Below are 20,552 nucleotides of genomic sequence, written 5' to 3'. Positions count from 1 at the left end.
GTTATAGTGAAACAGAATTCAGAGCCTTCTCATTCGAGTGAAACACATCCAACTTGAGAAGTCAAAAAAATAATCATTCAAGCCAACGCAATTTTACGTTATGATGTCTTTAGCTGTACATTTATGTTATAATCGTAAATTATACATTAGCGCTTTAAAGCAAGCGAAACTACACACATCTCTTACAACGAAGTCACTTTGCTAGCTTTTGAAGGAGGAACCCATGCCAACATCAGTCAAAATCTTCGACACCACCCTACGAGACGGTACGCAAGGAGAAGGCATCTCTCTGTCCGTCGAGGATAAAATCAAAATTGCCCGTAAGCTCGATGAGCTTGGGGTTCATTATATTGAAGGCGGATGGCCGGGCAGCAACAGCAAAGACATTGAATTCTTTGAGCGTGCCCGTACGATGAAATTTACGAATGCCAAAATTACCGCGTTCGGCAGCACACGACGCAAAGATTCAATCGCCGCGGATGATATTAACCTCAACAGACTAGTTGAATCAGGCGCTCAGGTTGCCACAATTTTCGGAAAGTCTTGGGACTTTCATGTAACGACAGCAATCCAAACAACACTTGAAGAAAATTTGAACATGATTTATGATTCCGTTCTCTATTTGAAAAACAGCGGAATGGAAGTCATTTATGATGCCGAGCATTTCTTCGATGGCTACAAGAACAATCCAGATTATGCTCTCCAGACTATCAAAAAGGCGCAAGATGCGGGTGCCGATTGGATTACGTTATGTGATACGAATGGCGGATCTTTGCCAAACGAGATTACTGCCATCGTAACCACCGTTACACAGCACGTTTCTACACCAATTGGTATTCACGCTCATAATGATTGTGAATTAGGTGTAGCGAACTCCTTAGCAGCCGTACAAGCCGGCGCAAGACAGGTTCAAGGGACCATTAACGGTTATGGCGAGCGTTGCGGTAATGCTAACCTAAGCTCAATCATCCCTAACTTACAATTGAAACTGGGTTATGAGGTCATCTCCCCAGATCAATTAAAGTCATTAACATCCGTTTCGAGATATATCAGCGAAATCGCCAACATGCATATGCCTGTTAACCAACCTTACGTTGGCAATGCAGCATTTGCTCACAAAGGCGGCATTCACGTCTCGGCTATTCTCAAGGACGCCAGCACGTATGAACATACGAAGCCTGAACTTGTAGGAAATAAACAGCGCGTTCTAGTTTCTGAGCTTGCTGGTCAAAGCAACGTGCTGGTTAAGGCACAAGAACTGAACTTGGACTTCAATCGGGAGCACCAGAAAACGAAAGAAATCATCGAGAAAATCAAAGAAATGGAACACCAAGGCTATCAATTCGAAGGCGCGGATGCAACGCTCGAGCTTTTGCTGCGCGAAGCGTTCGAAGGTCTTGAAGAGATTTTCACCCTTGAATCCTTCAAGATGCTTGTTGAGAAGACTGCTAACCAAGCGGTCGTTTCAGAAGCGATCGTCAAGGTCAAAGTACATGGCGAAACGATCTACACTGCAGCTGAAGGCAATGGACCTGTCAATGCACTCGATAACGCCTTGCGTAAAGCGCTCATCCAGTATTATCCCGATATCAAGAATATTCATCTTTCTGACTACAAAGTCCGCGTATTGGACGAGAAAGGCGCTACAGCCGGTAAGGTTCGCGTCTTAATGGAAACGACTGACTTCAACACGACATGGAACACACTAGGTGTATCAAGTAACATCATTGAAGCTAGCTGGTATGCGCTAGTTGATAGCTTGCGTTACGCCCTCATCAGCCGCAAACGTGTAGAACCAGCGAACAAAGAACAACAAGAACGCCTAGGCTTAGTGAATCATTAATAGGTACGAAAAAGCTGCAAGAGCATCATGCCTCTTTGCAGCTTTTTTTGCGTTCGCTCACTCTTCCTTGAGCAGATTAGCCATCTTCTTATCAAGTTCCTTCGGGGAAAGCACATGGATAATTTCGCGGATCACACCATTTTTATCAATCAGAAAACTGGTTGGAATGGCGATAACCTGATAGGTATCCGCATTCGTCCCTTGTTTATCTAATAGCACAGGGAATGGATATTGATACGTGTCAACGAATTTTTTGATATTCTCCATTTTATCCCCAGGGGTCACATTCACTGCATAAAGATCAAATTGCCCCTCGTATTTCTTGTACAAATTCACTAGGTCAGGCGCTTCTTCCTCACATGGACCACACCAGGAAGCCCAAAAATTCACAAACATCGGCTTCTCACGCGGACCGCCAACAGAATAATCCTTCCCATCCAACCCTTGCAAGGTAAAAGAAGGAGCTAAGAAATTCACTTTTGCCGCTTGCTCACTTGGCATCATTGTTTCTTTATTTTCATTTTGAACATTTTGATAAATCGCAATGCCCGCCAGTAACAAGACGAAAGCAATCACGATGAGATTCTTCTTCACAGTATCAACCTCCACTCCCTCTATATTATCTCCAAATTAGCGAAAATTCCAACATCACCAGACAGAAGTATGCTTTCATGCCAATAGGGAAAAGTAAACTTACTCTTTGCAAGGAAAGGATACGTTCATATGAAACAAGCAGCGCTTCCACCAAAAGGTAAGAATACGCTAAATAAAATGAGAATTCACGAACACAATGAGGCTCCCGATAAAAAAGATGCGAGTGCAAAGGGAAGCGTTTGGCAATATCTCGCACTTGCTTCTATCCCCTTGGTACTTGTCCTTGGCAATTCCATGTTAGTTCCTATCCTGCCTGACTTGCAAGAGAAAATGAATATCTCTCGTTTCCAAAGCTCGCTTATCATCACCTTATTTTCACTGACAGCAGGCATCATCATTCCGGTATCCGGTTATTTATCCGATCGTTTTACTCGCAAATCCGTTATCATCCCTTCGCTTATCGTGTACGGGGGTGCGGGAATTCTCGCCGGGCTAGGCGCGGTATGGCACTCCTATCCAATCCTTATAGCCTCACGAGCTATACAAGGGCTTGGAGCGGCAGGGACAGCCCCAATAGCAATGGCCTTAGTCGGCGATATCTATAAAGGCCCCAAAGCTAGTAAAGCGCTTGGTCTTATTGAAGCTTCCAATGGTATCGGCAAAGTAGTGAGCCCCATCCTCGGCTCTCTGTTAGCGTTAATCATCTGGTTTGCACCTTTTTTTGCATTTCCACTGTTTTGTTTACTCGCCTTGCTTGCTGTTATATTCATGATCAAAGAGCCGCCCAAAGAGAAAGAAGCTGAACCTCTTCGTCAATATCTGAAGGAGATCACAACCATCTTAAAGAGTAAAGGCCATTGGCTTCTTCCTGCTTTTGTTGCTGGCTCAATTACTTTATTTATTTTATTCGGCGTCCTTTTTTACCTCTCCCAAATCCTTGAAGAGAAGCCTTACAGCATTGAGGGTGTACGCAAAGGACTTATTCTCGCAATCCCGTTGCTCTGTCTCGTCATTACTTCCTATACCACGGGGGCTAAAATCAAACAAAACGGCAAACTCATGCGATGGCTCATGAATATCGGGCTTATAACCATGGTTATTTCACTTACATTGGCTACATTCCTGAATGGGAACTTGTATGTGTTCATTGGTTTATTATCGCTCAGCGGGATAGGCACAGGACTTCTTCTGCCATGCTTAAACACACTCATAACCGGATCGGTTGAGCGTGAGCAGCGCGGTATGATTACTTCCCTCTATAATAGTTTACGCTTTATTGGCGTTGCCTTTGGGCCTCCACTTTTCGGTTGGCTCATGAGCATTTCTCACAAAACGCTATTCCTTACAGTAGCCTCGTTGTCATTACTTATGCTAGCACTCGTATTCTTCTTCATTAAACCGAAGGCAGAACTGAAAGAACAAACGTGATATACTAACCTCATGTCACGCATGATGAGGGGAGCGAGCGCAAGTGAGCGTATATTTGACTAAAAAAATCTATGACGAATTAGTCTCCTATAGTATGCGTTCACTCCCTAATGAAGCATGCGGTATCCTGCTCGGGGATTCCTCATCCCAGTCTTCAACCGAAATTCACATACATACGTTTATACCCCTTCACAATCATGCCGAGCATCCAACAAGGCAATTCCTCATACAACCAATCGAAATGCTTCCTTTTCTATCAGATAAAAACCTTTCTATGGTTGGCATCTTCCATTCACACCCCACCGCCGCGCCAGTGCCTTCTGCTGAAGACCTCTCCACACTTTGGCACACCGTTCCAAGCTATTGGATCTTATCCTTACAAGACGAATCTAATCCTAATCTCCAGGTTTATTCCCTAAAAAAAACCACCACTACCGCATATCACAAACTTTCGTTTGTTATCGGTCAATGATGGCTTAATAAAGCATATAAATCGCCTAATGTATCTACATCTCTCGCCCTGACTTCCCCCATTAATCGAGACCATAGCTGCGCGGTCATCATAGCATCCTCAAGTGCATGATGCCTTACAGTCACAGGGACATCATACGCATGCAGCAGCGAGTCTAAGCTCAAGTTCTTCCTTTTAGGCATCAACCACTTGGCAATCATCATAATGTCTAAAACACGATGGGATAAGCTTACTTTGGATGTACGCCATAAGGCTGAGTTCAAAAAGTTCTTATCATGTCCTATGGCGTGCGCCACAAGGATTTTCTGTTGAACAAATTCTAAGAAATCACTCAACACACCGATTAAATCAGGTGCTTCACTTGCCATTTCATTCGTAATGCCCGTTAATTTCACAATCTCATCCGGAATCTTCCGTTTAGGGTTCACCATTTTATAAAAGGTCTCTTGCGTCTGCACTTCACTGCCAATAACAGAGACGGCCCCGAATGAAATAATTTCATCACCGTTATAAGGAGAGAAGCCTGTCGTTTCCAGATCAAACACCACAATTTCCATCGAATGCAGAGGAATTTCAAACAGAGAATCCTTCCGTTGCTCTTTCAACATCGACCGAATGAAGGCCATTTGCTGCGCACTTTGTACATCGAACATCGAGGTTAGGGCTGGTGTTAAACCACCCATCTTATATAAATGCCACATACGACCTGCTGGACGCATATCCTTCACGCGATTCACCTCTCCCTAGAACGCGATTTCCGAATCCGATATAGCTAACCTTTTTCTCTCTCTTTATGTGACTCTATCGATTTAGCAACATACTTCTGCAAGGCAATTCCTGTACGAAGGCAACGTTTTAATTGTAAACGAACCTCTTTATTCAACTGATGGGATGACAGTTTACCCCTTGTCGTATACCTCTCCTCCTCTAACAGGAAAGGTGTACTGTCCCTTAACTGTAAAGCGATAGAAAATGCCATTTCCCACTCACTTGCCAGATGTTCGGATATCCCATTCACCTTGAGTTGCTCGATCCGTTCCATAGTTGAAGTAGCCAGAATTCCCGCGTGGATGGCAAGCAGCCGTATCCCATTGACGATTGGAATATAAGCGCCGTATTTAATATCGAATCCGCCCGCATCTTCACCATATCGCTCAGTAATCAAATGCCCTAATACACCTAACGAAATTTTGTGATGCAACGTGTTCGACAATAAATATTTCAAGAGACTAGGATGTTCCTGAACATAGGCAAGAAATGACTGCTTTAACTTCACTACTAATGCCTCAGAACCATAGATACAACGTACATCAGCCAAAATAAGCAGATACCGTACATTCTCCCAATCCGGTTCCTTACACCAATCTAGCATCATTTCTGTATAGCCTTGGAGCGATTTGCGCCACTGCGGATTACTCGATATGACATTCCCTTCACAAGGCGGGTATCCTAGTACATTCAATCCGTGAAGAATATAGGTGGTTAATTTCTCAAAGTATGCATCCAATTCTTCTTGCGAATGCGTTTCACTATCCGCATAAATAAGTCCGTTATCCTGATCGCTCCAGAGCGTTTGCTCCCTTCTCCCGCCACTACCCAATAGAATAAAAGCATAGGAAACAGGCGGCTTTCCGTATCCTTCATCCTCCAGCAAATACTCAGCAATCTGCGTTGTTCGTTGAATCAACGCATCATGCATGTGATTAATTCGCTGTCCTGTCTCAGGTGTATAGGAAAAAAGGAGATGCTCCCGAAACATCTCATGCACCTGATCTCTGGTAATACGCATCTCTTCGAATTGCTCCGACTGATGAATGCGTTCCAGGATCCGTTCCATTGAGAGATGATTCATGTTGCATCCCCTTTGCTCTAGTAGAAAGTATAAGTGTTATTAAACGGAAACTCCGTTTTGAGCTGCTTTTTTCATTTGCTCAGGATAACCGTATGAACCATGCTCAGACAGATCCAGACCAATGATTTCTTCTTCTTCTGTAACACGAAGACCGATTGTCGCTTTAAGAATGCTAAGAATAATGAAGGAAAGAACAAGTACGAATGCTAGAGCTCCAGCAAGACCAAGCGCTTGAACACCTAGTTGGTGGAAGCCACCGCCGTAGAATAAACCTGCACCACCGATACCAACCTTCGCAGATAGCTCAGGCGTTGCGAACAAACCAGTGGAAAGCGTACCCCAGATACCAGCGATACCATGTACGGAGAAAGCATAGATTGGATCGTCAATTCCCGCTTTTTCAAACCATTGTGCTGTGAAGAATGTGATGATACCTGCTACAGCACCAATAACAATAGCCGCCCAAGCATCTACGAACGCACAAGCTGCAGTAATCGCAACAAGTGCTGCCAGAACACCATTCAACATGCTAGGAATATCAGCTTTACCGAAGTACATCCAAGAAATAATCAACGCAGCTACAGCACCTGCCGCAGCAGCCATATTCGTTGTCAATGCGATATAACCAAAGAACCCATCGCCCATTGCACTAAGCGTACTACCTGGGTTGAAACCGAACCAACCGATCCAAAGGATGATAACACCTAGAACAGACAATACTTGGTTGTGACCTGGAATCAAGTTTGGCGTTTTATCTTTATTATATTTGCCAATACGTGGTTTAAGCAAGATTGTTGCTACTAATGCCGCTGTTGCACCTTGCAAATGGACAACCGTTGAACCCGCGAAATCTTGCATACCCAATTTACTCAACCAACCGCCGCCCCATACCCAGTGCGCTACAATTGGATAGATAATGACAGTGAACAAAATTCCGAAGATGAAATAAACCGGAAGCTTTGCTCTTTCTGCGAATCCACCAAAAGCAATGGCAAGTGACACACCTGCGAAAGCTAGTTGGAATAAGAATTTAATACCAATTGGCACATCAGAGAAAGAAAGAGAACTGAAAGCTGCTGCAGCTTGATCTTCTAACCCAGTAACGAAGAATCCTGTTTCTCCGAAGAAGGCATTTCCATCACCGAAGGCAAAACCAAATCCTACAGCCCAGAAAGCAATGGCACATAATCCGAAAGTTAAAATCGTTTTACCGGCTACGTGACCGGCATTCTTCATTCTAGTTGACCCCGCTTCTAAAAGTGCAAAACCAGCTTGCATGAAAATGACTAAGATTGCTGCTAACATTACCCACACTGCATCGATTGCACTCTGTAATTGTGGTGCTGTTGCCTCATCCGCTGCAAATGCGAGTGTAGGGAACAATAATGACATAAGACCAAAAGCTAACAACAATTTCTTAACCATACGACCACTTCCTTTAATGTTAGATTAAGTAACATGTAATGAAACTCTTAATGTCATTATATACAGGTTATTTAGGTTTGACAATAGGATTTTCGTTAAAAAATTGAAAAAAACGAAAAATAACCTGACATGAAACAGGCATAATTCGTGTTTTCGCACATATCCAATCCAAAATCACCCTTTTTACACCATTATCCAATGTTAGGTTTGCGAAGCATCACGTTTGACTGTACGGTTTATTATCAGTTATCATGTTTATATAGAAGAAAGAAATTTATAACACTTGGAGTAGAGGTGAATTTAGCATGGGGAATGAGAAACTTTATAAAATTGGAGAACTCGCAAAGCTTGCTGATGTAAGCCCTCGAACCATTGATTACTACACCAAGCTGAGCTTAATCGAACCCGAGAAAAGATCCGATACGAACTATCGTCTTTACAGTGGTGAAACCTTGCATCGACTTAAACGTATTGAATCGATGAAGAACGAGAAATATACCTTAGAGGAAATCAAAGCTCAATTACAACAATGGAGTAAAGTGACCTCCGATGATACAGTGACAGATAAGCTTACATCACTTCAATTGCATCTTGAACAATTAATGAAGGAAGCCAAAGAACTAAGCCCACTTGTTCAACAATTGAAGCCCAAACAACTGAAAAAGCTGTATCACATCCTTACACAACCTACCGCCGCTTGCATTGAAGCACTTATTGTCCTTCTAGGTAAAAATCCGTTCTCATAATGAATTACGGAGGAGTGCCCTATGTTTTTTCATCCAATGGATTTTCTAATTATTATTGCCTTCGCCCTTTCCATGTGGGCTTCATTCCGAGTACGAGGAACTTTCAACAAATGGTCGAATGTTCCCGTCTACTCAGGCATGACTGGTGCAGAGGCCGCAAGACGAATGTTAGACGCTAACGGTCTATATGATGTACCTGTTGAAGCAGTCCCAGGAACACTGACAGACCATTACGATCCGACGGCTCGCACCGTACGGTTATCGGAACCTGTCTACTTCCAGAGCTCCATCTCAGCCGTGTCAGTCGCTTGTCACGAAGTGGGTCATGCAATACAACATCAAGTTCATTACCCCATGCTCGTCGCGAGACACAAGATGTTCCCTGTTGTTAATTTCGCATCCGGTGTGGCTCCCATCTTAATCCTAGCGGGCTTCTTCTTTCAGCAGATCCCATGGCTCTTGGGTGTGGGTATCATCTTCTTCGCAGCAGCAGTAGCTTTTCAACTGGTCACGTTACCTGTCGAATTTAACGCCAGCTCCAGAGCACGCGATGAAATGGTGGCACAAGGCTTCATTTCTAATGAAGAAGAGCGCGGCGTAGCCAAGGTGTTGAATGCAGCAGCCTTAACCTACGTAGCCGCAGCGTTAATCTCTGTGCTTGAGCTTCTGAAATACCTCATGATTTTCAATGGTCGCAATAACGACGACTAAAATAAAAGCTCTCCCGATTGGGTGCTAAGGCACCTGACGGTAGAGCTTCTTTTATTTAAAATATTCATATAGAAAACGGCGAAACACTTCAGCCACCAATGGCAGCTTCACATCCTTACGACAAATCAATCCAACTGTTCTTGTAACATGAGGATCGGTCACACGAATCTTAACTGGCTGTGTTTGGCCACTTTCCAACAAAGCCATTGCTGGAAGCAAGCTGACACCCATACCCGCGGCAACAAGACCACGAATCGTATCCGTTTCTTCACCCTCAAACTCAATCTTAGGAACGAAGCCCGCCTTCTGACAAGCTTCCATCACAATCGTTCGCAGCGTATATTCTTCACTGAACATAACAAATGGCTCATTCTTCAATTGCTCAAGTCGAATCGATGTGTAGTCAGCAAGAATATGATTGGAAGGGATAATCGCGTACAGTTCTTCCGTTAATAAAATCTCACCCGTCACATGCTCATGTGATTCTGGAAATGGTGAAATAAAGGCGAGATCGATCTCACCTTTCGATACATCACGAATCAAAGATGTGTATGTACCTTGGCGCAATCGAAACTTCACATTCGGATGATTTTTCTTAAAAGCCGCGACGACAGCAGGCAGCAAATTAATGACTAGGCTGTGTGGAAATCCAATGCGAATCTCACCTGCTTCCGGATCGAGAAACTCATGAATTTCACCTACGGCACGTTCTAGGTCAGTAAGAATTCCCTCTACCCGGCTTAGAAACAAATGTCCAACAGAGGTCAAATGTAAATTGCGTCCCTTTTGAACAAATAACTCGACACCTAGCTCTTCTTCCAGCAAATGAATTTGCCGACTAACGGCAGATTGTGCCACATGCAGCTCTTCCGCCGCTTGGGTCACATGCTGTTTCCTAGCTACTTTCACAAAATACTGCAATTGTCTTAATTCCACGTGAGTAATTCCCCCGAATTCCCTTCTTGATGACGAAACAATACGCCTACATTGACTCCGATTATAGCTCTATAGTAACGATTGGACAACTTATCAGCAAAAAGCTTATAATAAGTGAGTTGTTATTTAACATGGATAATAAAGGAGGAAAACATTCAATGGCACAAGAACGTACTGGTGTTGCTACCCTGAAAAGCAATCCTATCACTTTGGTAGGTCCCGAAATTAAAGTAGGTGACAAAGCACCTAACTTCACAGTTAACAAAGACTTGATGACACAAGTTACACTTGCTGACTATGCAGGTAAAGTGAAATTGATCTCCGTAGTTCCTTCTTTGGATACAGGCGTTTGTGATGCACAAACACGTCGTTTCAACGAAGAAGCAGCAAGCCTAGGTGAGAATGTTGCTGTTCTTACAATCAGCGTTGATCTTCCTTTCGCACAAGCTCGCTGGTGCGGCGCTGCAGGCATCGACAAAGTGATCACATTGTCCGATTACAAGACAAAATCCTTTGGCGAAGCTTATGGCGTACTTATCAAAGAAATCCAATTGGATATGCGTTCTATTTTCGTAATCGACGCTAATGACACTGTTCAATACGTTGAATACCTTGGCGAAATGACAGCTCACCCGAACTATGAAGCAGCTGTTGAAGCTGTTAAAAAATTAGTTTAATCCGTAACATAAAATAAAACAGCAAGGAGGCCAAGCTTCCCTGCTGTTTTTGTTATCCATCAATTTTATATGAAGCAAGCTTACGGTCTAATTGTTTATAAATATCTAAGATTGTACGATAATTGGATCCAAGATCCCCCATCGAACCACGTGAAGCCGAATAGATATCAACAGCTGTTTTCACTGGATTAATCGCAAACAAGGTTAAAGTCACGTCTTGCGTTCTCCCTGTCACCGTCTTGCGCTCAGCAAGAATTTCGCCTACATTGGGAACCTCATGTAAAAGCTTGTAACCTGGTGTTTTCTTCAATACAGCCGTTACTTCTTCCCAAACTTGCTCCTTCGGCAGCTTAAAATATCTAGTTTTAAGTAAAGGATCTCTAGCTTTTTCCCCTGTCGTTTCATGACTACGTACTAATCCGATTAAAGTTCTCTTTAGCAAAAGCCCTTTCCCCCTTCAATGAAGTGCATGTAGACCACTTGCCATTTCAACACTATTCTCTATAATACCATTGATTAGGCTTTAGAAAAAGAGGTAAATGAAAAATCGAGGGATCTCTCCCCCGATTCATAACAATCTATTCCTATCTATTCCTTTTTATCCAAAAAAAGTAGTATACAGGAGATAAGCATTCAATCCTGCGATCAAAATAGCAACAAACCAACTCAAAATCGCCATCCATTTAGGGATCACGAGCACGCCCATTTTTTTACGATCAGATGTAAAAGTGACTAGCGGGATCACGGCAAAAGATAGCTGTAAAGACAAAATCACTTGACTGAGTATGAGAAGATCAGTTGCTCCACTTTCCCCATAGATACCAATAACGATAACTGCAGGAATGATGGCAATCAATCTCGTAATCAATCGACGAAGCCAAGGTGTGAGTCGAATGTTGAGGAACCCTTCCATGACAATCTGTCCGGCAAGCGTTCCTGTCAGTGTTGAGTTTTGACCCGAAGCCAGGAGTGCGACTGCAAATAATATACTTGCCGCTCCCGTACCTAGCATAGGTCCCAAAAGATGATAGGCATCTTGAATTTCTGCTACCTCTTTCCCCGCTGAATGAAAAGCTGCCGCCGAAAGAATGAGAATCGCCGCGTTAACGAATAAGGCTAGCATCAAGGCAACCGTTGTATCAATTGTTGAGAATTTGATCGCTTCGCGTTTCCCTTCGATTGTCGGTTCAATTTGACGAGTCTGAACAATGGATGAGTGCAAATACAAATTATGCGGCATGACAGTTGCACCCAATATACCTAAGGCGATATATAACATTGCCGGATTCGTAACAATTTCAGTTGTAGGGATGAAACCAGCAGCTACAGCAGCAAATTCAGGTTGTGAGAAAATTAACTCCATTATAAAACAAACCACAATAAGCGCCATTAAACTGATAACCATCGCTTCAATATAGCGAAAGCCCTTTTTCTGGAGCATAAGCACCAGGATTACATCTAATGCCGTCAGAATCACACCATAGATGAGCGGTAAGCCAAATAGCAATTGCAAAGCGATCGCGGCACCGATAACTTCGGCTAAATCACAAGCCGCAATTGCAAGCTCGCACAGAAACCATAGCACATAAGAAACGGGCTTACTATAATGATCACGACATGCTTGCGCCAAATCCCTACCTGTCACAATGCCGAGACGACCAGATAAAGCTTGCAAGAGAATCGCCATAAGATTAGAAATTAAAATAACGGAAAGCAGCGTATATCCAAATTGTGAACCCCCAGCTAAATCTGTCGCCCAGTTTCCTGGATCCATATAACCAACAGCTACCAGATATCCTGGCCCCACGAAAGCTAATAACTTTCGGAAAAAACCTGCTTTTTTAGGTACTTTCATACTATTATGAACTTCGGGCAGACTTGGACTGGAGGCTTCTTTACGCCATCCGAGCGTCTCCCGAAATGGTTCTTTTTTTGCAATACCCATAACTCAACCCTTCTTTCACAAGACCAATAATGTTGTTCTAGGGAAACTTTTATATGTAGTATACTACATAACCCCATACTATGCTACAGGTAAACAGTTATGTTCCACTGAAATTATTTTTCCCTAGGGAAAGTTTTGAGACAAGTTATATTTGTCAGGTAAGTCGCCATTACTTATTATTTGATATTAATAAGAAAAATAATTAATAAAAGAAGGATATTGAAGCCTAGGCGCGAATACAATGTTTAGTTATCTTTGTATATTCAATAAACAAACAAAGAATGACGAAGTAATAACCATATTCATTGACAAAGGGTGATCCTCATGACTTATTTTATGGGTTTAGATCTAGGTACTTCTGCTATTAAGTGCATTCTAGTGGATGAAGCCGGTACCGTCATCGGCTCGCATTCCGTTGAATATCCGCTATACCAACCACATCCAGGTTGGGCTGAGCAGCAACCAGAAGATTGGTGGCAAGCCACTATTGCAGGTATACAGGGACTTCTAGCGACCACTGGCGTCGAAGCCTCTAGTGTCGCAGGTGTTGGCTTCTCCGGCCAGATGCACGGGTCGGTCTTCCTCGACGAGGCGCAGCAGGTTATCCGGCCTGCGCTGCTCTGGTGCGATCAGCGCACCGCGGAGCAGTGCGCCTACATCAAGGCGACCGTCGGCGAAGCCGAGCTCGGCCGCCTCACAGGCAATCAGGCGCTGACCGGCTTCACCGCGCCTAAGCTCCTTTGGCTCCGGCAGCATGAGCCGGAGCACTACGCCCGCGTTCGGCATCTGCTGCTGCCGAAGGATTATGTCAGGCTGCGCCTGACGGGAGCGTTCGGCATGGACATGGCCGACGCGAGCGGCACGCTGCTGCTTGATGTAGCCCATCGCAGCTGGTCCCAAACCGTCGCAGAGCGGTTGGAAATCCCGCTCGAATGGCTGCCGCCGCTCTATGAGTCCGGCGACATTGCCGGGCACCTGCTGCCGGAGGCAGCGGCGCTGACCGGCTTAGCCCCAGGCACGCCGATCGTTGTCGGCGGCGGCGACCAAGCCTGCGGCGCCGTGGGTGTTGGCGTCGTCCGCCAAGGCATCGCCTCGGTGGCCCTCGGCACTTCAGGTGTCGTCTTCGTCCATGACGACACCTATCAGGCAGATGAAGCGTACCGCCTTCATTCCTTCTGTCACGGCGTGCCAGGTAAATGGCACCGCATGGGCGTCATGCTGGCCGCAGGCGGCTCGTTTCAGTGGTGGCGCAATCACTTCGCTAGCGAGGAGCTCCAACGTGCACAACAAGAAGGCAAAGACGTGTATGAGATTTTGACAGCCGATGCCGCTACAGCCCCACTTGGCAGCGAAGGGTTATTGTTCCTTCCATACTTATCCGGTGAGCGTACGCCACACCCAGATCCCAAGGCACGTGGCGCTTTCATTGGTCTTAACTTAAGACATCAGAAATCTCATATGACCCGAGCTGTCCTAGAAGGCATTACCTTCGGACTTCGAGATTCTATGGAATTGATTCGTGAGTCTGGCATCGAGGTAACAGAGCTTCGGGTTAACGGCGGAGGCGCTAGAAGTCCTTTCTGGCGTCAGATGATTGCTGATATCTTCGGAATCGCAGTTGTAACTGTTAATTCAACGGATGGACCCGCTTACGGCGCTGCTATTATGGCTGCCTCTGGCGTCCTGCAAGTGGAAATCCCTAAGCTTTGCGAAGATTGGATCCAAGTCACAGATCGCGTTGAACCAAACCTGGTAAACCAACAGAAATATGAGGCTTACTACCAGGTTTATCGCAGTCTATATCCGACACTTCAAAGCACTTTTCACCAACTAACCGATCTCGCTGAACACAATTAAAACATAACCTTTGGCCAAGCCGTTCCAAGTTGAGCGACCTTGGTCGGAGACACCTACTATGTAAATAAAAAAAAGGTTGAGCAGGTATTGTACCTGTTCAACCTCTTTTTTATTCGAAGAAACCCGCCTATGCCGTCCGGTTTCCGTGCTTCAAACCCGCTCTCGCAGGTGGGTGTCCGCAGAGGTGTATTTGAGGTCCCCTTTCGAGGGCATGTCAGCCACACTTCAATATAGGTCTCCCTAGAAACAGTCATTGGTTTAAAACAACTTAAAACCGTTACGAGCATCGCAGATTTCTTCTGTTTTCTTATTATAGATCCAACCTCGCTGATAATCAACTGGTAGGATTAGTCTTTAGTCTTGTCATTCTCATCATTTTTATGCAGACTGATTGGAGATTGACTTCCATCAAGCTCATTCGCCTCTGCTTTTTCCGCTTCAGCAGCTTCTGCTTCAGCAAGTTTCTGCTGTTCCTTCTCTTCCAACTCCTGTTGTTTCGTCTGAAGCTTTGTAAAGCTTCTATTAAACTGCCAGAACGAGAATGTTGCAACAATGGCTCCCATGAAGAACACAACTAAGAAGAAATTGAACTTCGTTAAGCAGATATAAACAATAACACCATTACAGATGAGTAACACAATCGAATTGATCGGATTACCAATTGTAAGTAAAATTGAGTTTTTGACAATTTGAAAAATTTTCATATGCAAATGAACGATAATGGAGAAGAAATTAAACAAAGCAATGGTCATGATGACGGTGAAGGCAATAAAGAGAACAGCTAATACCCTTAACGAACTCCCTTGCTTCAGATAGAAGAAATAGTTCACCGCAATAATAACAAAGATTAATACAAAGAAAATACCCCCAAGCATACTTTGCAGGTAGTTGTCTTTGTAACCACGAAAAAAGGTTTTCAATAAAGGAACATCTTCTTCTCCGGTCACCCATTTTCTCGCTACAGCAAACATTGCGGTTGTCGCGGGAAATAAAGTAAACGGTGCCAAAATTGCAAGAATAGGCAACGTAGCTTTCAATGCATCCGGTGTTTGACTCACTAACCCCATAAAGAGGAAAAAGAATACCGGAATTGAGCAAAGCATCCAAAGTAAATTAATAACGGATAACCGCATAATCCACTCCGATATTCTGTACAGTCCTCCCATAACTCCCTTAAACTCCAAAACTGCTTCCTCCTTAGCGTTTCCTTCTGGAAACTTTCTACGTTGATTATTACTGGGCAAGACAACAAGCTTGTCTTATTTGTATATGTACTTAATTATAGCCTATTTTTCATCATATAGGTAGCCGTCTAGTCGTTATAGGTACTTTTACATAATATAGTATTGTCTAGTCGCACCACCCCCAAATCATTATTCAGGAGGTTGATACAATGTCTTATCCAGGTGGAAATTCTGCAGGTGCAATTTTGGTTCTTTTTATCTTGTTAGTTATCATTACTAGCTCATTTGTACTTTAATCCATATACAAGTTGAAAAAAGGCGAAGATCCTCAGGATCTTCGCCTTTTTTCGTGTAATCTTATTTATTAACTAGTGTATCTTCACTTTTACGTGGCGCTCTGGAGCGATCACGGTTTCCGGAGTTGTTGCTACCGTAATCACGGTTTCTCGAAGAGGAGCTGCTTCCGCCTTCTCTGTTTGAACCGTAGTCTCTGCTGTCCTTACGCGGGTAACGTGAACCGCCGCTGGAGGAACCACCTGAACCTGAACCTGAACCTGATCCACCGTAGCTGCCGCCACCTTGACGACGATCACTTGAACCTGATCCTGAACCGTATCCGCCGCCAACACGTCTACCTGAGCTGCGAACGTCGAATTTTTTCTTTCTTGCACGAATTGGATCTTCTGGAGTAAGTTCGATATTTAGATCTTTCTTGTCACCAGTAAGAAGTTTCATCGCTGCTGCAAGCAAGTTAACGGAATCGTATTGCTCAAGCATTTGAATAGCTAGGCCTTTAAATTCGGAATGCTCTTCTTTTTGAAGCATATCCAAAATACGCTCAGCTGTCATTTTTTGTTTACCTTCTACCGCTTCTGCAACGCTTGGCAAAGGTTTTTTGTTGATTTTGTGACGTGTAACCTTCTCAATGAAGTGAAGGTGATCGATCTCACGTGGTGTTACGAAAGTCCAAGCTGTACCTTCTTTACCTGCACGACCTGTACGGCCGATACGGTGAACGTAGCTTTCTGGATCTTGTGGAAGGTCAAAGTTGATAACGTGAGTTACACCAGATACATCTAGTCCACGAGCAGCAACGTCAGTCGCTACTAGAACATCAATACTGCCATCACGGAATTTTCTCATTACGTTATCACGTTGATTTTGGGACAAGTCGCCGTGAAGTCCTTCAGCTGCATACCCTCTTTTTTGAAGAGCTTCTGCTAACTCATCTACACGACGCTTCGTACGTCCGAAGATAATCGCTAGGTCTGGAGCTTCCATGTCAATCAAACGGCTAAGCGCTTCAAACTTTTGTTTCTCGTGTAATTCGATGTAAGCTTGCTCGATCAAAGGAGCACTAACTTGTTTCGGGATAACCGAAACGTGTTCTGGGTTTGTAAGGAATTGTTGAGCCAATTTTTGAATGTTCGTCGGCATTGTTGCAGAGAACAACATCGTGTGGCGTTCTGCTGGAACTAGTTTAAGAATAGATTGGATATCATCCATGAAGCCCATGTCAAGCATTTCATCCGCTTCATCCAAAATAACCGTTTGAACATCATCAAGTTTGATTGTTTTGCGGTTAATATGGTCAAGAAGACGTCCAGGCGTTCCGATAATGATTTGTGGTTTCTTTTTCAACGCACGGATTTGTTTCACGATATCCTGTCCACCGTAAATTGGCAGGGAACGAATGCCTTTGAAACGACCGAGTTTTTCAATCTCTTCCGCAACCTGAATGGCAAGTTCCCGTGTCGGACACATGATCAAAGCCGAAATGCGCTCTTCTTTTACGTTGATTTTGTTAACTAATGGGATACCGAACGCTGCTGTTTTCCCAGTACCTGTTTGTGCTTGCCCGATCAAATCACGGCCTTCCATGGCCAATGGTATTGTTTTCTCTTGGATTGGTGTGGACTCTTCAAAGCCCATTTCTGTAATCGCACGTAGTACCGATGCGTCTAAACCAAACTCCTGAAATGTTTTCAAATAAATTCAATCTCCTTTTGTACAGGGCAGGCTAATGCCTTGTATCTTTTTTACCCTTAAGTACGACTTCCTATCCGTCTCTATAGTTTCTTGGTGGAATACACTTTCGATTCGTCATCTTCCATGATCCAACTGGCCGCCCTTAAGAACATCTAAAATATTATAGCACAGGTGATACATACATTGCCAGTGGCTACTTTTACCCAATCGAACGAAACCGAATGAATAAGCAACTCGTATTATAGGGGAGAACAATAAAACGGAATCGTACAGAGGAGAGTTTCTATGTCCATATTTAAACGTGTCAGCAACATTCTTCGCAGTAATAAGGAACAACCAACTACACCGGCATCCCTCGGCAACCCGCTAGAAGTCGCTCGTGTTGGCGATATTGTCAATGTAGACTTAGAGGAATATGTCATCTCCGGTAAAGTCACTTATTTTGACCGCGGCTTTGCGCCACATCGCTACGCTTATTATCTACAAAGCGGCAAAAATATTCAGTGTTTGATTGTGGAAAAAGGCAGAACCTATGACTGCTTCCTTTGCAGCTTTATTGAAGGAGCTTTAGATGATCCGAATGATGTCCCAACGCGATTAGAGTTGGACGGAGATGTCACTTTCGATTTGGAGCATCATCGCAGCGACGTTTCCCGAACCGAAGGCAACACCGATTTCCGCAGCGGAGATGATATTCTCTTCTGGCGATATTTCGGACCAGACCAACGATTCTTTTTCCTTCAGTGGCAGGATGGTAAATTCGTTGCATTAGAAGGAGAGCGTACACCAGGCAATCAAATTAAATTTTTGAGGAATTTTTGAAATCGACTCTGATGACAATAAAGATATGTTATCATATAAGCAGATTTCAGAAGGATCGGAAAGGAGGACTACCAGACAATGAAGAGATGGACTTCATGGCTTTCCTTCGTACTCATTATCGCTCTTCTTACTGCCTGTGGTGCTGACGCCGGACGTTACATTAAGGATGAATATCCGTTAGTAAGCGTGGATGGCAAGGGAAGTAACATGTCCAAGGTTTACGCTGTTGAGGGCAAGAATGTGCCAACAGTGGCCAATGAGCTTGCTGCCAAAGAGACACCTAAAGAGAAGAGTAAGGAATCCGAGGATCAGATGTTCCTTGTTTATAAGGACAAGGTTATCAATATTCAGAAGGATCCAAGCGATAGTAAAAATACATTGGTTCAACTCGATAGTATTGAATACGCCAAGAGTCATTATGATTCCTCATTCCTGCAAGGCTATTTAACAGCCACGCTGTTACAATCCTTATTTGGTGGCGGTTGGAATTCCAACAAAGGTTCCTCATACGACTACCGCGGCTATACCAAAACGCCAACTTATAAGGCTGGAACGGGAACAACTACACCATCGACAGGCACTTCCAAGGAGACGAAGCCTACGACCTCAGATCGAACGGGAGGTTTCACAAGCGGTGCAGCCAATCCTAGTTCAGGAAGTTCCTCCACGACACGTAAGAATGATGGTTCAACAACGAATAAAGTAACCAAGCCTTCAACAAGCAAGCCAAGTACAACCAAAAAAACCGGATCCTTTAAACGCAGATAGATCATTCCTAAAAAGCTGTTGTCCCTCACACGGACACAGCTTTTTTATATGCTCACCTTTAATTATCCAATGGTTAAATAATGATTGCAGTTTTATAAGAATGAATTATACTTGCAATATGCTGCATACTATTTTAGAGGTGATATGTTTTGAAAAAGGCGCTAGATGTTCTAATCATTCTAGTTGGCGCACTGCTTGTCGCAGTTGGCTTCAATATGTTCCTTATTCCCCATCAGCTGCTCAGCGGTGGCGTGTCGGGAATTGCCATGATTATTGGTTATTTTACTGATTACAATATTGGGTTTCTTTATTTGTTATTTAACATGCCATTAATGATCTGGGGACTTATTTCCATCGGAAAACGTTTTATCATGATTAGCGTTGCCTCCGTCGTTCTAACGACTTGGATGATGCAAATTATTCCAATGAATTTCGTTGCGAAGGACTCGATGTTAGGTGCCGTTTTTGGTGGTGTACTCATTGGTATCGGAAGTGGAATTACACTTCGTATCGGCGGTTCCAGCGGGGGATTTGATATCGTTGGCTTGATATTGACCCGCAAATACGACTTTCCACTCGGCACCCTCCTCTCCTCGATGAATGGAATCGTCATCGTCGCACTTGGCTATTTTAAAGACAATTGGGACCTCGCCTTATTTTCAATGCTAGCCATTTTCATAAGTGGAAAAACGGTCGATATGATACATATCCGCCATATTAAAGTAACCGCGTTTATTGTTACCAAGCACAAGGATGCCATAATTAATAAACTGCTCATGATACCAAGAGGCGTTACTTTAATTAAAACGGAAGGCGCTTATACAAAACAACAACATGATATGCTGATGACTGTAACGACGCGGTATGAGCTCGTAGAGCTAAAACGAATTATTAAAGAGATTGATCCGAAAGCGTTCGTGAATATTGTGGAAACCGTTGGTGTAGTAGGGGAATTTCGAAAGCCCAAGTGATAAATCAGCCAACTGCCCCTTTATTCCAGTTTGAATTGTGTTATAATGAATGTAATTTCATATAGTTCTGGTTTCATCGATGGTAGGTTCAGGCGTAGTTCTTATTCTAATCTTCTGATTGGAAGGGTGATGCTTGTGGAGACAGTCAAATTATCCAGGATTGTAATGAAATTAACGCCCGAGTTGTATCCCTCTTTAACCAGCAATGAGTTGGAATCCGAGATCGTACTCCGGTTCGGTATAGAGGCACTCGCAGCGGAAGATGTCATGGAAATTATTCAATTCAGCATTTCGGAACATCATAAGGACACCCTGTACCACTGAGGGTGTCT

21 protein-coding genes and 1 other RNA gene are annotated in these 20,552 nt (G+C 43.8%); 12 read left to right on the top strand and 10 right to left on the bottom strand.

What is annotated here, in order from left to right; all coding sequences use genetic code 11:
* Positions 1–223: 223 nt before the first annotated feature.
* Complete coding sequence (gene cimA, locus J2736_RS00555; protein ID WP_310222489.1) at positions 224–1,843, top strand: citramalate synthase; 1,620 nt, start codon at positions 224–226, stop codon at positions 1,841–1,843.
* Between the two features lie 57 nt (positions 1,844–1,900).
* Here the strand turns inward: cimA and J2736_RS00550 are convergent, their stop codons facing one another.
* On the bottom strand, positions 1,901–2,437 hold the full coding sequence (locus J2736_RS00550) for a TlpA disulfide reductase family protein (RefSeq protein WP_310222486.1): 537 nt from the start codon (positions 2,435–2,437) through the stop codon (positions 1,901–1,903).
* 177 nt (positions 2,438–2,614) lie between these two features.
* Here J2736_RS00550 and J2736_RS00545 point away from each other — a divergent pair, with 177 nt between their 5' ends.
* Positions 2,615–3,865 carry an MFS transporter gene (locus tag J2736_RS00545; RefSeq protein WP_310225140.1) on the top strand — a complete coding sequence of 417 codons (1,251 nt, stop codon included), beginning with the start codon at positions 2,615–2,617 and terminating at the stop codon, positions 3,863–3,865.
* Between the two features lie 43 nt (positions 3,866–3,908).
* Entirely contained in the window at positions 3,909–4,337 is a 429-nt protein-coding gene (locus J2736_RS34255) for a M67 family metallopeptidase (RefSeq protein WP_397340151.1), read from the top strand.
* Here the strand turns inward: J2736_RS34255 and J2736_RS00540 are convergent.
* Genes J2736_RS00540 through J2736_RS00530 form a run of 3 tightly spaced genes read right to left on the bottom strand, consistent with a single transcriptional unit; the run spans position 4,331 to position 7,614 of the window.
* Complete coding sequence (locus J2736_RS00540; RefSeq protein WP_310222484.1) at positions 4,331–5,065, bottom strand: exonuclease domain-containing protein; 735 nt, start codon at positions 5,063–5,065, stop codon at positions 4,331–4,333. The genes J2736_RS34255 and J2736_RS00540 overlap by 7 nt on opposite strands.
* Positions 5,066–5,109: 44 nt before the next feature.
* Positions 5,110–6,189 (bottom strand): DUF294 nucleotidyltransferase-like domain-containing protein, encoded by a 1,080-nt coding sequence (locus J2736_RS00535; protein ID WP_310222482.1) that lies wholly within the window; start codon positions 6,187–6,189, stop codon positions 5,110–5,112.
* Between the two features lie 39 nt (positions 6,190–6,228).
* Positions 6,229–7,614, bottom strand: coding sequence for an ammonium transporter (locus tag J2736_RS00530; protein WP_310222480.1), 1,386 nt, complete (start codon positions 7,612–7,614; stop codon positions 6,229–6,231).
* 305 nt (positions 7,615–7,919) lie between these two features.
* Here J2736_RS00530 and J2736_RS00525 point away from each other — a divergent pair, with 305 nt between their 5' ends.
* Entirely contained in the window at positions 7,920–8,360 is a 441-nt protein-coding gene (locus J2736_RS00525) for a MerR family transcriptional regulator (protein WP_310222478.1), read from the top strand.
* A gap of 21 nt (positions 8,361–8,381) precedes the next feature.
* Positions 8,382–9,071, top strand: coding sequence for a zinc metallopeptidase (locus J2736_RS00520; protein ID WP_310222477.1), 690 nt, complete (start codon positions 8,382–8,384; stop codon positions 9,069–9,071).
* Between the two features lie 51 nt (positions 9,072–9,122).
* Here the strand turns inward: J2736_RS00520 and J2736_RS00515 are convergent, their stop codons facing one another.
* Positions 9,123–10,007 carry a LysR family transcriptional regulator gene (locus J2736_RS00515; protein ID WP_310222475.1) on the bottom strand — a complete coding sequence of 295 codons (885 nt, stop codon included), beginning with the start codon at positions 10,005–10,007 and terminating at the stop codon, positions 9,123–9,125.
* Positions 10,008–10,165: 158 nt separating this feature from the next.
* Between J2736_RS00515 and tpx the strand changes: the two genes are divergently transcribed.
* A complete protein-coding gene (tpx, locus tag J2736_RS00510) occupies positions 10,166–10,684 on the top strand; it encodes a thiol peroxidase (RefSeq protein ID WP_028556564.1) in 519 nt (172 codons plus the stop codon).
* Positions 10,685–10,736: 52 nt separating this feature from the next.
* Here the strand turns inward: tpx and J2736_RS00505 are convergent, their stop codons facing one another.
* Both J2736_RS00505 and J2736_RS00500 read right to left on the bottom strand, forming a co-directional pair.
* Positions 10,737–11,126, bottom strand: a complete 390-nt coding sequence (locus tag J2736_RS00505; RefSeq protein WP_056616306.1) for a DUF1499 domain-containing protein — start codon at positions 11,124–11,126, stop codon at positions 10,737–10,739.
* A gap of 156 nt (positions 11,127–11,282) precedes the next feature.
* A complete protein-coding gene (locus J2736_RS00500) occupies positions 11,283–12,629 on the bottom strand; it encodes an Nramp family divalent metal transporter (protein WP_310222473.1) in 1,347 nt (448 codons plus the stop codon).
* 324 nt (positions 12,630–12,953) lie between these two features.
* Between J2736_RS00500 and xylB the strand changes: the two genes are divergently transcribed.
* The gene (xylB, locus tag J2736_RS00495) at positions 12,954–14,486 is read left to right on the top strand and encodes a xylulokinase (protein WP_310222471.1); all 1,533 of its coding nucleotides are present in this window, start codon (positions 12,954–12,956) and stop codon (positions 14,484–14,486) included.
* 116 nt (positions 14,487–14,602) lie between these two features.
* On the opposite strand, the gene ssrS is transcribed toward xylB, so the two are convergent.
* Together ssrS and J2736_RS00485 are read right to left on the bottom strand one after the other, a co-directional pair.
* Positions 14,603–14,784, bottom strand: a non-coding RNA gene (ssrS, locus tag J2736_RS00490) — 6S RNA.
* A gap of 49 nt (positions 14,785–14,833) precedes the next feature.
* Positions 14,834–15,670, bottom strand: a complete 837-nt coding sequence (locus tag J2736_RS00485) for a YesL family protein (RefSeq protein ID WP_310222469.1) — start codon at positions 15,668–15,670, stop codon at positions 14,834–14,836.
* A 209-nt stretch (positions 15,671–15,879) separates the two neighbouring features.
* Here J2736_RS00485 and J2736_RS00480 point away from each other — a divergent pair, with 209 nt between their 5' ends.
* On the top strand, positions 15,880–15,966 hold the full coding sequence (locus tag J2736_RS00480; protein ID WP_310225137.1) for a YjcZ family sporulation protein: 87 nt from the start codon (positions 15,880–15,882) through the stop codon (positions 15,964–15,966).
* 61 nt (positions 15,967–16,027) lie between these two features.
* Here the strand turns inward: J2736_RS00480 and J2736_RS00475 are convergent, their stop codons facing one another.
* On the bottom strand, positions 16,028–17,659 hold the full coding sequence (locus tag J2736_RS00475) for a DEAD/DEAH box helicase (RefSeq protein WP_310222467.1): 1,632 nt from the start codon (positions 17,657–17,659) through the stop codon (positions 16,028–16,030).
* A 285-nt stretch (positions 17,660–17,944) separates the two neighbouring features.
* Between J2736_RS00475 and J2736_RS00470 the strand changes: the two genes are divergently transcribed.
* The 4 genes from J2736_RS00470 (at position 17,945) to J2736_RS00455 (ending at position 20,544) form a co-directional block, all read left to right on the top strand.
* Positions 17,945–18,481: a DUF4178 domain-containing protein gene (locus tag J2736_RS00470; RefSeq protein ID WP_310222465.1), complete on the top strand. Its 537-nt coding sequence runs from the start codon at positions 17,945–17,947 to the stop codon at positions 18,479–18,481.
* Between the two features lie 78 nt (positions 18,482–18,559).
* Positions 18,560–19,249: a DUF4247 domain-containing protein gene (locus J2736_RS00465; protein ID WP_310222463.1), complete on the top strand. Its 690-nt coding sequence runs from the start codon at positions 18,560–18,562 to the stop codon at positions 19,247–19,249.
* A 149-nt stretch (positions 19,250–19,398) separates the two neighbouring features.
* Positions 19,399–20,220 (top strand): YitT family protein, encoded by an 822-nt coding sequence (locus J2736_RS00460; protein WP_310222461.1) that lies wholly within the window; start codon positions 19,399–19,401, stop codon positions 20,218–20,220.
* Between the two features lie 165 nt (positions 20,221–20,385).
* Positions 20,386–20,544 (top strand): hypothetical protein, encoded by a 159-nt coding sequence (locus J2736_RS00455; RefSeq protein ID WP_397340150.1) that lies wholly within the window; start codon positions 20,386–20,388, stop codon positions 20,542–20,544.
* Positions 20,545–20,552 lie beyond the last annotated feature (8 nt).

It is taken from the genome of Paenibacillus qinlingensis (genome assembly GCF_031455095.1).
GTDB classification, from domain to species: Bacteria; Bacillota; Bacilli; order Paenibacillales; family NBRC-103111; genus Paenibacillus_E; species Paenibacillus_E qinlingensis_A.
The sequence above is the reverse complement of the archived record's forward strand: the minus strand, read 5'-3'. Positions and strand labels throughout refer to the sequence as shown.

Bases quoted from the DNA above. Each gene is read 5' to 3' on its own strand.
- cimA (WP_310222489.1), top strand. From the start codon at position 224: ATGCCAACATCAGTCAAAATCTTCGACACCACCCTACGAGACGGTACG.
- J2736_RS00545 (WP_310225140.1), top strand. From the start codon at position 2,615: ATGAGAATTCACGAACACAATGAGGCTCCCGATAAAAAAGATGCGAGT.
- J2736_RS00535 (WP_310222482.1), bottom strand. From the start codon at position 6,189: ATGAATCATCTCTCAATGGAACGGATCCTGGAACGCATTCATCAGTCG.
- J2736_RS00530 (WP_310222480.1), bottom strand. From the start codon at position 7,614: ATGGTTAAGAAATTGTTGTTAGCTTTTGGTCTTATGTCATTATTGTTC.
- J2736_RS00525 (WP_310222478.1), top strand. From the start codon at position 7,920: ATGGGGAATGAGAAACTTTATAAAATTGGAGAACTCGCAAAGCTTGCT.
- J2736_RS00520 (WP_310222477.1), top strand. From the start codon at position 8,382: ATGTTTTTTCATCCAATGGATTTTCTAATTATTATTGCCTTCGCCCTT.
- tpx (WP_028556564.1), top strand. From the start codon at position 10,166: ATGGCACAAGAACGTACTGGTGTTGCTACCCTGAAAAGCAATCCTATC.
- J2736_RS00500 (WP_310222473.1), bottom strand. From the start codon at position 12,629: ATGGGTATTGCAAAAAAAGAACCATTTCGGGAGACGCTCGGATGGCGT.
- xylB (WP_310222471.1), top strand. From the start codon at position 12,954: ATGACTTATTTTATGGGTTTAGATCTAGGTACTTCTGCTATTAAGTGC.
- J2736_RS00480 (WP_310225137.1), top strand. From the start codon at position 15,880: ATGTCTTATCCAGGTGGAAATTCTGCAGGTGCAATTTTGGTTCTTTTT.
- J2736_RS00470 (WP_310222465.1), top strand. From the start codon at position 17,945: ATGTCCATATTTAAACGTGTCAGCAACATTCTTCGCAGTAATAAGGAA.
- J2736_RS00465 (WP_310222463.1), top strand. From the start codon at position 18,560: ATGAAGAGATGGACTTCATGGCTTTCCTTCGTACTCATTATCGCTCTT.
- J2736_RS00455 (WP_397340150.1), top strand. From the start codon at position 20,386: ATGAAATTAACGCCCGAGTTGTATCCCTCTTTAACCAGCAATGAGTTG.